Here is an 11,209-nt window from a genome sequence, read left to right on the forward strand (position 1 = left end):
CGCGCGGACCTCCCGGAGCACGGACGGGTCCGGGCGAGCGTCGCAGCGCAGCACGATCGCGGGCTTCTCGGTCACCGGCGCGCCCACGCGTCGACCAGCCCGGAGGCGACCGCGTTGCGCGGGCCCTCGGTGCCGTGCACGTTGCCCGTCCCGCACACGACGCCGTGCGGGGCGAGCACGTCCGCGATCAGGTCCGGGACCTCGAAGTCCAGCGCGGAGCCGCCGAGCAGCACGACGAAGTCCAGCAGCCGCAGGCTCCCGCCGGGCGCCACCTGGCGCAGCGCCCGCAGCGCGTTCACCGCGAACACCTTGCGCTTGGCCTCCCGGCGCACCGCGCGCACGTGCTCCACGGAGCGGCGGGTCGGGACCGGCGCCGGGCCGTCCGGTGTCATCACCACCACTCGGGCGAACACGTGCGGTGGCAGCGGGTCGGCGAAGAACTGCACCGTGCCGTCCTCGTGCCGGACGTGGAAGAAGCTCTCCACCCTGGCCAGGGGATGGCGCTTGACCGACTCGGCGACGTCGCGGTCGTCGAGCCCCAGCTCGGAGGAGATCAGTTTCGTGACCAGCTCCCCGGCGCCCGCGACGTGCACGGCCGAGCACGCGCCGTCCCGGTCGAGCAGGGCCGCGTCGGTCGAGCCGCCGCCGAGGTCGAGCACCGCGATCGGCACGGCGGTACCGGGCGTGGTGAGCGCCCCGCGCACGGCCATCTCGCCCTCGACACCGCCGATCTCGGAGCGGCAACCCAGCTCGTGGGCCACCCGGTCGGCGACGACCTGCATCCGGCTGCGGCTGGTGCGCACCATCGCGGCGAGCGCGACGGCCCGTTCCGGTGAGACCTCGCCGGCGAGACCGCCCTGCACCTCGCTGGGCACGACGGTGTCGACGGCCAGCACGTCCCGGATCCGGATCTCCGACGCCGGGCGGCCGGTCACGTCCGTCATCGTGTCGCGGATCTGGGCGAGCATCCCGCCGACGTGGGTGCCGCCCTCGCCGGTCGCGTCCTGCAGCGGCTGGACGCGGGCCAGCGTCGTCATGATCTCCTCGGCGCCCGCGTCGACGTCGACGTGCAGCGTCTTGCCCGCCCCGGCCAGGGTGAGCGTGCCGACCGGGATCCGCCGGTCGGTCACGTCCCCGCTGGGGGTGCGCACCACGACGGCGGAGCGGTTCCCGGTCAGCGCCCGGGCCACCGGCGAGACCTGCCGGGTCTGGTCCGGGTCCAGCCCGAACACCGACGCCAGGCCGTAGGAGTCGGACAGCGTGCGGACGGTGCGCCCGGGGTCGGCGACCTCCACCGCCGCATCCATACCCAGCGGCACCTTCTCCACCGCGCCGACCTCGTCGACCACCGGGATCGCCGCGTGCAGCCGGTTCACGACCAGCACGGCGTCGTCGTGGGCCAGGACCGCGGCGACGACCTCGACGCCCCGGTCCGTCGCGTCGTTGATCTCGGCCGCGACGTCGTCGAAGTCCCGGCCCGGCGGCACGACCACGATCGTCGGGCCCCGGGCACCGGAGAGCGCGTCGATCGCGACCGTGGTCCCCACCCCGATCCCGGACCCGCCGGGCGTGGTCGGGTTGTGCCCGATCATCGTGGACTCGGTGATGATCGTCTCGGAGATCGTCTCCATGGCCAGGCCGCTGATCACCGGCGTCGCCTCGTTGAGCAGCACGACGTGCGGGGCCGACCCGAGACCGGGCCGGGCGCGCCGGGCGTCGTCGAACGCCCGGCGCACCGCGGCCACGGCGCCCTCGGTGTTGTCCGGGGTGCCCTTCACCCCGGTCGTGCGGGTCAGAGCCGTCCCCAGGTAGTCGGTGCCCCGCTCGCCGACGGTGGCGACGCACGCCTCGGTCGTCGAGTTCCCGATGTCGACGCCGACGACCAGCAGGCCGTCCCCGCCCGCTCCGCCCGTCACCGCCGCGAGATCACCGGCTCGACCTCGACCGGCTTGCGACCGGCCACGATGCACTCGAACTCCTTGAGGTGCAGCAGCGCGGCCTTGGCCTGCCAGCGCGGGCGGGCCATCTGGTCGTTACGTGTCGGCACCGGGGCCGGGGACTCGCCCTTCGCGTACTGGGCGGCGTTGGACCCGATCCGGCGGAACACCTCCGCGTCGAGCAGCGGCGACTGCGGGAACAGCTCCAGGTTCGACAGCCGCGCCAGGTCCCGCTGGTGGATCATCGTGGTGCCCCGGGAGAGCAGCCCGATCGAGATGCCGGAGCCGGACAGCCGCGCGCCGATGTGCGCGACCGCCGCCAGGTCGGCGGTGTCCCACACCTTCACCATCCGGGCCGTCACACCCTGCTCCTCGATGCCGGCCAGGATCTGCCGGATGACCTCGGCGTGCGGGACGTCGACGATGGTCTTGGTGAACGGGTCGGCGAACGCAGGCGAGACGGCGACGACGACCTCGTCCGGCCGCGACCCCCGCTTCGCCGGGCCGATCTCGTTCAGCGTGAGCGTGCGCTCGGCGGCCGGGGCGGTCATCACGACACCTCCGTCTCGGGGTTCTCCGCGCTGGTCACGTGCCGGAGTTTCTTGAGCTGTTCCCACCGCTCGCCCTCCAGGCGGTACCCGGAGCCGGGGCCGCCGTAGTCGTTGGCGTCGTTGATCGCCGAGAGCGGGACGAAGTCGCCGGTGAGGATCGCCGAGGTCTGCAGCAGGTCCCCGGAGACGCGCTGGCGCAACACGTTGAGCAGGTTCTCCGCGACGTCGTGGAAGCCGCCCCGTTCGAGGGCCTTCACCAGGTCCAGACCGGTGATGCCGCGGTCCATCACCGACTGGGCGGCCTTGATGTCCTCGAGCACGTCGCGGTCCGGGTAGTCCTCGCTGCCGTGCGCGTAGACGGCGGCCTCGACCTCCTGATCGCTGATCGGCGTCAGGTCGAGCTCGGCGAACACGGCCTGCAGCGCCCGCGCGGCCTTCTCCCGGACCTGCAGGATCTCGGAGTCCCGCACGTGCCGCAGCCCGCCGTCGACCTGCAGGTCGCGCTGCATGGTGTTCCAGTCGTCGTAGTCCTCGACGTCCAGGTTGGACCCCGCGAACATGTTGTCCGGGTTCGGCACCGCGGAGTAGCCGGAGCACACGAAGTCGGTGCCGGGCAGCAGCTGCGGGAGCAGCCGGCTGGTCCGGCGCATGGGCGAGTGGGAGAAGGACTGGTCGTTGCCCGAGGCGCACTCCAGGTCCATCCAGCTGGCGATCAGGTTCTCCGCCGCGACCGCGCGGATGCCGCCGGGCACCGCGCCGGGCACGCCGATGCAGCTGATCGAGCCGTTCTGCAGGCCCTGCACCCCGGCGCCCCTGGCCATCAGGATGCAGCGGATCTCCAGGTAGAGCATCGAGCGGCCCTCGGCGTTGCCCATCTGCACCTCCGACCCGGTGCCCGAGGTGAACCGCATCTTGATCCCGCGCGAGGCGTAGGCGCTGGCCAGGAACGCCTTCGACCAGGGCGTGTCGTCGCCGTCGACGAACACCGACTCGGTGCCGTACACCGAGATCGTCTCGGCGTACGCGGTGATTCCCCGCATCCCGAGCTCCAGCTCGGTGGCCTCCTCCAGCGCGCACTGGGTCAGCACACCTCCGCGTCCGGCCTGCCCACCGACCTGCAGCGCGATCGCGAGCAGCGGTGCGTAGCGCACCACGCCGAGGGTGGTCTCCAGCTCGGCGAAGCCGCGCAGCGCGCCCTCGGCGGCGTCGGCCGCGACCTGGATCGGGTTGTCCTTGGCGCTGGTCGAGTGCGCCTGGTTGGCGGGTGTGCGGCGGGCCCGCATCTTCTGCATCGCCATCATGATCTCGACGACGTTCATCAGCTTGACGACGTCGAGGATCTTCGCCGGGGTCAGCGCCCGGCCGATCGCCACGACCTCGTCGCGCCCGGCCCGCGGGTCGACGAGCATCCGGGCGATCTCCACCGACGGGACGGCGTTGGCGGCCTCGGCGGCCTCCGCGTCGATCGCGTGGTCGGCGATGTAGGTGTCCATGAAGTCGAAGTCGGCACGGGCGCGGCCGTCGAGCTCGACGATCCGCCCGTCCTCGACCCGCACGCCCGGCGCCGGGTCGAAGTCGGACTCCATGGCGACGAGGCCCTTCTCGGGCCACTCCTCGACGAACCCGTCGAGGTTGACCGGCCGGGACTCCAGGATCTCGGTCCGGCGCGAGCTGCGGGGTTGCGTCGCGGTCATGACTCCTCCTCCGAGGCCAGCAGGTTACGCCGCTCGTAGACCTCGGCCGCCTCGCGGACCAGCGCGCCGCAGACGGTGGCGTGGTACTTGCCCTCCAGGTTCTCGGCGATCGCGATGAGCGCCTCCCGGCTCGACGCGCGCGGGCGCAGCGCGTTGTACATCGCGAGCACCTCGGCGTCGGGCACCGCGGTCAGCTCGGCGGCCCGGCGGAAGTTGTCCGCGAGCTGCCTGCGCTGCACCGACTCCGCGAGCGTGGCCTGCAACAGCAGGGTCTCCGGGGCGATCCGCAGGTCCTCCGGCGTGATCTCGCCGGCCACCACGGCCTCCATGGTCAGCGCGGAGAGCGGCTTGCCGGTCGGGGTGCGCAGCAGGTCCTGACGGTTCACCGAGAGCGGGTAGTCGTCGGGCCCGAGGTCGGGCCCGCTATCGGGAGCGCTGTGGGGGGCGGTAGCGGACACGCGGTCACCTCTCGTCCTACCGGTTCCTGTCGCCGGTATCCGTGGCGGTCGTGGCTGTGGCACCGACGCCTCGGGGTCCGGGCGTGCCTACCAACCGGTCAACTGTTAGGCATTCGCGGCGTCAAGGGAACAGCCGTCCCCCGGATGGCTCGATCGGCCACTGTCCTGTCGGTGAGGTCACGGTATCGGCCGCACCGGAGCCGAGCCTGATCGAAAGAGCAGGTGGTGACGTGCCTGCCCGTCCGGTTGGGTGGGAGTCGATCACCGCACGGTTGCGGCACGACGACAGGGGCAGGGCACACGATGAGCGACCTGACATACGCAGAGGCGCGCACGGCGGTGGATGCCGGGCTCGCCAGGGCGGTCCAGATCGGCCAGCCGATGAACGTCGCGGTGGTCGACGCCGGCGGGCACCTGATCGCGTTCGGGCGTCAGGACGGCGCGATCCGGGCGAGCATCGACATCTCGCAACGCAAGGCGCGCACGTCGGTCCTGATGAACGCACCGACGGCGGCGCTCGCACCACTGGTCCAGCCCGGCCAGGAGCTCTACGGCCTCGAGCAGCTCTCCGGTGGCATGGTCGCGTTCGGCGGCGGTCTGCCCGTGCACCGCGACGGCGAGCTGATCGGCGCCGTCGGGGTCAGCGCCGGTTCGGTGGAGCAGGACACCCAGGTCGCCGAGGCCGCGGTCGCCGCCATCTCCTGACCGTCGCCTCGCCGTTCCCCCGGGTCCTCGACGGGGAGTCGCCGCGTCGGTGATCGCGTCCGCGGTGGGCGGATGACACGATCACGTGCGGCCGCGCCGGTCGCGCCACGAGGTTCGGAGGACACGCATGGGCCAGCCGCTGGTACGCGACGACGGACCGATCCGCCGGATCACGATCGACCGCCCCGAGCAGGCCAACGCCCTGCGTCTGGAGGACCTCGACGTGATCGGGGACTCCGTGCGCGACATCGGGCCGCAGATCCGGGCGATCGTGTTCAGCGGCGCCGGCGACCGCGCGTTCTCCGCAGGCATGCACCTGGACACGTTCCGAGACGCCGCCCCGGAGGACGGGCTCGCGCTCATCTCCCGGGTCGCGGCGTGCCTGGACGCGGTGCGCCGCTGCCCGGTCGCGACCGTCGCCCGGCTCAACGGCGTGTGCGTCGGCGCGGCGTTCGAGCTGGTGCTGGCCTGCGACGTCCGGGTCGCGCACCCCGGCGTGCGGGTGGGGCTGCCGGAGGTGAAGGTCGGGATTCCCTCGATCGCCGACGCCGCCCTGCTGCCCGCGTTCCTCGGCCCGTCCAAGGCGCACGAGCTGATCCTGACCGGCGACCTCTACACCCTCGACGAGCTGGGCGCCGACCGTCTCGTCAACCGCCTGGTGCCGGCCGAGGAGCTCGACGACGCCGTCGCCGACCTGTGCGCACGGCTCGTCGCCCCCACCGCGGAGGTGATCGCCGCGCAGAAGGGCCTGTTCGAGACGTGGCGCAACACCGGGATCGCCGACAGCGTCACGGCCAGCCTCGACGTGTTCGCCGAGGTCTTCGCCCTCCCGGCCACCCGGGAGGCGATCGAGGAGTACCGCCGGTGACCGCACCGGTCGTCGTCGCCGGGGCCGGGATCGCCGGGTCCGCGCTGGCGCTGGGCCTGCAGCGGGCCGGGACCGACGTCGTCGTGTGTGAGGCGCACCCGGACGACGGGGCGGACGCCGGGGCGTTCCTGACCCTGGCCGCGAACGGGGTCCGCGCGCTGGACGCCCTGGACGCCGCGGACGCGGTCGCCGCCGTGTCCGTCTCGATGGCCGACATGCGGATCCTCGACGCCGACGGCACCGAGCTCGACCGGCGACGCCTGGGCGGGCCGGACGAGCCGGTCGCGTTCCGCTGCCTGGCCCGCGCCGTGCTGGCCCGCACACTGCGCGACCTGGCCGTCTCGCGCGGCGTCGAGGTCCGCCACGGTGCGCGGGTCATCGGCGCCACCCCGGACCGCGACGGCGTGACGGTGCACGTGGACGGCGGCCCCGACCTGCGGGCCGGGCTACTGGTCGGCGCGGACGGGCTGCACTCGCCGGTGCGCGCGCTCGTCGACCCGCGGGCGCACCCGCCACGGCCGGTGGGCCAGCGGATCTACTACGGCCACTCCCCCGCGCCGAACCCCGGCGCCCGGCTCGGGCACGTCGGGGACTTCCACGTCGTGCGGGCCGGGGACGTCGCGTTCGGGGCGATCCCCACCGCCGACCGGACCTGGTGGTTCGCCCGCGTCGACACCGCCGTCCCCGTCCCGGCGCCGGACGACGACCCGGGCGCCGCCCTGCGCGCCGCCGTCGCGCCCGGGGTGGCCGCGGACGTCGTGGCCGCAGCGGAACGGGTCCAGGTCACCGACGCACACGACCTGCCGCACGTCCGGGCGTGGTCCGCCGAGCGGATGCTCGTCGTCGGCGACGCCGCGCACGCGGCCTCCCCGGCGACCGGGCAGGGCGCGACGATGGCGATCGAGGACGCCGTCGTGCTGGCCAAGGCGCTGCGTCAGCACGGTTCGGGTCAGCACGGCCCGGGTGAGCACGGCCCCGGCAAGCATGGCGGCATCGGCGACCCGGCGGCGGCGCTCGCCGCCTACGAACGGCTCCGCCGCGGCCGGACACAGGCCAACGTCCTGGCCAGCGCCGCGATGAGCGGGAGCCCGGTGACCGGCGCCGACCCCGGCGAACCGCTGCCCGACCGGGTCCTGCACACCCATCTGGAGTGGGCCCGGCCGCTTCCCTGAGACGATCCACCTACCCTGGCGGCCATGGCGACCACGACGAAGATCGCGGACCTGACCGGGCCCGGCCTCACCGACGCCTACGGGGTCGGGGGCACCGACCTCGGGATCGTCACCACGGCCCCGGACGGGCGGCTGGTCGCGGTCTTCGGGGACACGTTCGACGACGCCGGCGTGGGCGGGCCGGGCTGGCGCTCGCCGGTCGTCCTGTTCGCCGACCCGTCCGACACCGGCCAGGGACTGCGCTGGACCGGCTCCGGCGGCGACCCCGCCGACTACGCCTGCCAGCTCGTCCGGCACCCGAAGCCGGGCTGGATGTGGAAGCGGAAGATCTCCACGATGCTGCCGGCCGACGTGATCACCGTCGGCGACACGATGTACCTGCACGTGATGGCCAACCGGGGCCTGGGCAACGTGCTCTGGACCGAGATCCTCGCGTCGGCCGACAACGGAGTGACCTGGGAGCGCACCGGCTGCGAGTGGCCCGGCGACCACCACCAGGGCCTGTTCCAGCAGCTCACCTGGTGCTCCGGCGACGACGGGTACGTCTACGCCTACACCACCGGCTTCCAGCGCAACGCCGGTCTGCTGCTGCACCGCGTCCCGGCCGGCCGGATCACCGAACCCGACGCCTGGGAGCCCTGGGGCTTCGCCGACGAGCGCTGGGCCTGGGGGAACCCGCCCACGATCACCATCCCGGGCGCGCTCGGCGAGCTGAACCTGCGCCGCGTCCCCGGAGCGGACGGGCAGCCGCACTGGCTGCTGACGTTCTTCAACTCCGGCGACTACCGGATCGAGACCCTGCTGCTCGACCGGCCGAACGCCGACCTGCACCGCGCCCCGCGCACCACTGTGCTCACCGGATGCGGGTGGGGCGAGGAGGACCACGCGAGCGGGCGGGTCGCCCAGCTCTACGGCGGCTACGTCGTACCCGGCTCCACACTGTCCGACCTGCACCTGGTCGTGAGCCAGTGGAACACCGGCACGAACTGGCCCTACCGCTCCATGCAGTTCCGCACCGACGTCTCCGAGCTGCTCGGGTGACCGGGCCGCTGGTGTCCGGATCCCGGGTGCCCGGGCAGCCGGGTCAGCCGGTGGGTGGCAGCAGGCTCAGGTACCAGCGGTCCTCCTCCTGCGCGAGCGACAGTGTGACGAGCAGCCGTCCGGACCGGATCTCGGCGGCGTCGGGACCGGTCCGGGACAGCGTGGGGCTCCCGGCGGAGTTCAGCCGCTCGACGTAGTCGCGAGCGAAGTCGCTGTCCGGGCCGTCGAGCAGCAGCTCGTCGAACGCCGCGACGTCGTCGTCGCGCAGTGCGGTACTCCCCCGCGCGATCAGCTCCTGTGCCGAGCCCGCGCCGCGTTCCCCGTTCGCCGCGATCGCGGCGAACGTCCCGCCGATCCAGACGGCCAGCAGCGCGGCGGCCAGCAGCGGCAGGTACTGCCGCCGTGTAGGCACCCGCGACCGGTTCATCACGACCACTCTGGCACAACAGCCGCGCTTGACCTTCCCCCCGGGGCCGGGCCCAACGTGAGGCCACCGGGCACCCCGCCCGGCGACGAGGGGACGCCCATGGAGCTGCTGACGATCGGACGGTTCGCCCGCGTGGCGGGGCTGACCCGCAAGGCCCTGCGGCTCTACGACGAGCTCGACCTGCTCCGGCCGGCCCGCACCGACCCGGTGACCGGCTACCGGCTCTACGCGCCCGACCAGCTCGAACGGGCCCGACTCGTGGCGTGGCTACGTCGGGCGGGGATGCCGCTGCCCCTCATCCGCGCGGTGTGTGACGCCCCGGCGGGCACCGCCGCGGGCGCGGTGCAGCGCTGGTGGGCCACGGTCGAGCGGGACACGGTCGGCCGGCGCGACCTGGTCGCGGCCCTCGTCAGGTCACTGTCCGAGGAGGACGACCCGATGGTCACCACACCTACACCCACTCCCGGCCCGCTGGTGCTGCGCTGCGCGGCCGGGTCCGACCGCGGCCTCGTGCGGATGCGGAACCAGGACCGCGCGGCGGGCGGGGACGGCTACCTGGCTGTCTCCGACGGGTTCGGGCCGGGCGGCGGACGGGCCGGCGACCTCGCCGTCTCGGCCGTCGCGGATCTGGCCCCCAGCTCCGGTGCCGCGTCCGTGCTCGCCGTGCTCGAGGATGCGGTCACCCGCATCGGCGCGCAGCTCGACGGGGCCGCACCCGACGGGTCCCCGCGGGAGGTAGGCCAGGACGGTCTGGGCCAGGGCGCGACGCTGACCGCGCTCGTCCGCGCCGGGGACTCCCGGCTGGCCCTCGTCCACGTCGGGGACTCGCGGGCCTACCTGCTGCGCGAGGGCAGGCTGTCCCGGCTCACCCACGACCACACGCTCGTCCGGTCGATGGTGGATGCGGGGACGCTGACCGAGGAGGAGGCGGCCTCGCACCCGGAGCGGTCCACGCTGCTGCGTGCCGTCACCGGTGGCGGCTCGTCGGCCGGGGCGGATCTCGCGCTGCACGAGATCCGGGCCGGTGACCGCATCCTGCTGTGCACCGACGGCGTGCACACCGTGCTGCCCGCCGTCGCGATCGACGACGTCCTGCGCACCGCGCCCGCCCCGGACGCCGTGGTGCACCGGCTCACCGAGCTGGCCCTCGCGGCGGGGGCCCCGGACAACGTCGGGATCGCGGTGGCCGACGTCGCGGCAGCGGTCTGACGGGGGTGATCGGCGTTTCGGTACCGATCGACGCCGGTGCCGGCCCTCATCGGTACCGAACCGCCGATCACCGGTCGTAGGAGCCGGCCAGCAGCTCCGCGGTGAACGCGCGGACGTCGTCGACCAGTAGGTCGGGGGCCTGCAGCGAGGCGAAGTGCCCGCCCCGGTCGTGGGTGGTCCAGCGCACGATCCGGTGCGTGGGCTCGGCGAACGCGCGGATCGCACCGTCGCCGAGCAGGGACAACACCGCCGTCGGGACGTCGGAGGGAGGGCCCGGGTTCGTGAACGCCTCACCGGCCTCCTTGTAGAGGCGCATCGACGATCCGGCGGTGCGGGTGAACCAGAACGTGGACACGTTCGTCAGGTAGGCGTCCGGGTCGACCGGGGCCTGACCGGTCGTCTCCGGGTCGTAGTCGACGAACCACTCCAGGTTCCAGGCCAGCAGGCCCAGCGGAGAGTCGGTCATCGCGTACGCGATCGTCTGCGGACGGGTGGAGTGGATCGTGGCGTAGCCGGCGCGCTGTTCCCACTCCGCGCCGGCCGCGTGGACCGCGTGCTGCTCGGCCTCGGAGAGCCCGGCCAGCGGATCATCGGACGACCAGTCGGGGTAGGCGGCCGTGACCAGGGCATTGAGGTGCACGCCGAGTACATGGCCGGCGGCGACGCGGCCCACCTCGGGCCCGACCATCGACCCGAAGTCCCCGCCCTGGACGACGTAGCGGTCGTAGCCGAGACGGGCCATCAGCTCGGCCAGGCAGCGGGCGTGGCGCGGGGTGTCCCAGCCCGGCTCGCGGGTCGGGCCGGAGAAGCCGAACCCGGGCAGCGACGGCGCGACGACGTGGAACGCCGGTACGTCGTCGTCGCCGGGGTCGGTGAGCGGCCCGATGACGGGCTCGAAGTCGGCCGGGGTGGACGGCCAGCCGTGCACGAGCAGCAGCGGTGTCGCGTCCGCGCGCGGGGACCGGACGTGCAGGAAGTGCACGTCCTGGCCGTCGACCGGGGTCGTGAACTGGGGACGGGCGTTGAGACGCGTCTCGGCCTCGCGCCAGTCGAACCGGTGCCGCCACCGGTCGGCCAGGTCGCGCAGGTACTCCCCCGCGACCCCGTACTCCCACCCGACGCCGGGCAGCTCGTCCGGCCATCGGGC

11 protein-coding genes are annotated in these 11,209 nt (G+C 73.7%); 5 read left to right on the forward strand and 6 right to left on the reverse strand.

Going from position 1 to position 11,209, the window contains the following annotated elements:
- Nucleotides 1-71: 71 nt before the first annotated feature.
- Genes I4I78_RS23530 through I4I78_RS23545 form a run of 4 tightly spaced genes read right to left on the reverse strand, consistent with a single transcriptional unit; the run spans nt 72 to nt 4,640 of the window.
- Nucleotides 72-1,916: a diol dehydratase reactivase subunit alpha gene (locus I4I78_RS23530; RefSeq protein ID WP_308252308.1), complete on the reverse strand. Its 1,845-nt coding sequence runs from the start codon at nt 1,914-1,916 to the stop codon at nt 72-74.
- A complete protein-coding gene (locus I4I78_RS23535; RefSeq protein WP_218613654.1) occupies nt 1,913-2,488 on the reverse strand; it encodes a propanediol/glycerol family dehydratase medium subunit in 576 nt (191 codons plus the stop codon). Before I4I78_RS23535 ends, I4I78_RS23530 begins: the two co-directional genes overlap by 4 nt.
- Complete coding sequence (locus I4I78_RS23540; protein WP_218613655.1) at nt 2,488-4,182, reverse strand: propanediol/glycerol family dehydratase large subunit; 1,695 nt, start codon at nt 4,180-4,182, stop codon at nt 2,488-2,490. The genes I4I78_RS23535 and I4I78_RS23540 overlap by 1 nt, the downstream gene beginning before the upstream one ends.
- Nucleotides 4,179-4,640 (reverse strand): diol dehydratase small subunit, encoded by a 462-nt coding sequence (locus I4I78_RS23545; RefSeq protein WP_218613656.1) that lies wholly within the window; start codon nt 4,638-4,640, stop codon nt 4,179-4,181. The genes I4I78_RS23540 and I4I78_RS23545 overlap by 4 nt, the downstream gene beginning before the upstream one ends.
- Nucleotides 4,641-4,943: 303 nt before the next feature.
- Here I4I78_RS23545 and I4I78_RS23550 point away from each other — a divergent pair, with 303 nt between their 5' ends.
- From I4I78_RS23550 to I4I78_RS23565, 4 genes are all read left to right on the forward strand, one after another.
- Nucleotides 4,944-5,345, forward strand: coding sequence for a heme-binding protein (locus I4I78_RS23550; protein WP_218613657.1), 402 nt, complete (start codon nt 4,944-4,946; stop codon nt 5,343-5,345).
- 127 nt (nt 5,346-5,472) lie between these two features.
- On the forward strand, nt 5,473-6,213 hold the full coding sequence (locus I4I78_RS23555) for an enoyl-CoA hydratase/isomerase family protein (protein ID WP_218613658.1): 741 nt from the start codon (nt 5,473-5,475) through the stop codon (nt 6,211-6,213).
- The gene (locus I4I78_RS23560; RefSeq protein WP_218613659.1) at nt 6,210-7,385 is read left to right on the forward strand and encodes an NAD(P)/FAD-dependent oxidoreductase; all 1,176 of its coding nucleotides are present in this window, start codon (nt 6,210-6,212) and stop codon (nt 7,383-7,385) included. Before I4I78_RS23555 ends, I4I78_RS23560 begins: the two co-directional genes overlap by 4 nt.
- A gap of 24 nt (nt 7,386-7,409) precedes the next feature.
- Nucleotides 7,410-8,426 (forward strand): DUF4185 domain-containing protein, encoded by a 1,017-nt coding sequence (locus I4I78_RS23565; RefSeq protein ID WP_218613660.1) that lies wholly within the window; start codon nt 7,410-7,412, stop codon nt 8,424-8,426.
- A gap of 43 nt (nt 8,427-8,469) precedes the next feature.
- Here the strand turns inward: I4I78_RS23565 and I4I78_RS23570 are convergent, their stop codons facing one another.
- Nucleotides 8,470-8,853 carry a hypothetical protein gene (locus I4I78_RS23570; protein WP_218613661.1) on the reverse strand — a complete coding sequence of 128 codons (384 nt, stop codon included), beginning with the start codon at nt 8,851-8,853 and terminating at the stop codon, nt 8,470-8,472.
- A gap of 99 nt (nt 8,854-8,952) precedes the next feature.
- On the opposite strand from I4I78_RS23570, the gene I4I78_RS23575 reads away from it, so the two are divergent.
- Nucleotides 8,953-10,062, forward strand: coding sequence for a MerR family transcriptional regulator (locus I4I78_RS23575; RefSeq protein ID WP_218613662.1), 1,110 nt, complete (start codon nt 8,953-8,955; stop codon nt 10,060-10,062).
- Between the two features lie 67 nt (nt 10,063-10,129).
- Here I4I78_RS23575 and I4I78_RS23580 read toward each other — a convergent pair.
- Nucleotides 10,130-11,209 (reverse strand): epoxide hydrolase family protein (locus I4I78_RS23580; RefSeq protein ID WP_218613663.1); only part of this gene is annotated, 1,080 nt, incomplete at its 5' end.

The organism is Pseudonocardia sp. KRD291 (genome assembly GCF_019263595.1).
Taxonomy (GTDB): domain Bacteria; phylum Actinomycetota; class Actinomycetes; order Mycobacteriales; family Pseudonocardiaceae; genus Pseudonocardia.

Excerpts from the sequence above, each read along its gene's own strand:
- I4I78_RS23535 (WP_218613654.1), bottom strand. The coding sequence starts at position 2,488 with ATGACCGCCCCGGCCGCCGAGCGCACGCTCACGCTGAACGAGATCGGC.
- I4I78_RS23540 (WP_218613655.1), bottom strand. The coding sequence starts at position 4,182 with ATGACCGCGACGCAACCCCGCAGCTCGCGCCGGACCGAGATCCTGGAG.
- I4I78_RS23550 (WP_218613657.1), top strand. The coding sequence starts at position 4,944 with ATGAGCGACCTGACATACGCAGAGGCGCGCACGGCGGTGGATGCCGGG.
- I4I78_RS23555 (WP_218613658.1), top strand. The coding sequence starts at position 5,473 with ATGGGCCAGCCGCTGGTACGCGACGACGGACCGATCCGCCGGATCACG.
- I4I78_RS23565 (WP_218613660.1), top strand. The coding sequence starts at position 7,410 with ATGGCGACCACGACGAAGATCGCGGACCTGACCGGGCCCGGCCTCACC.
- I4I78_RS23570 (WP_218613661.1), bottom strand. The coding sequence starts at position 8,853 with ATGAACCGGTCGCGGGTGCCTACACGGCGGCAGTACCTGCCGCTGCTG.
- I4I78_RS23575 (WP_218613662.1), top strand. The coding sequence starts at position 8,953 with ATGGAGCTGCTGACGATCGGACGGTTCGCCCGCGTGGCGGGGCTGACC.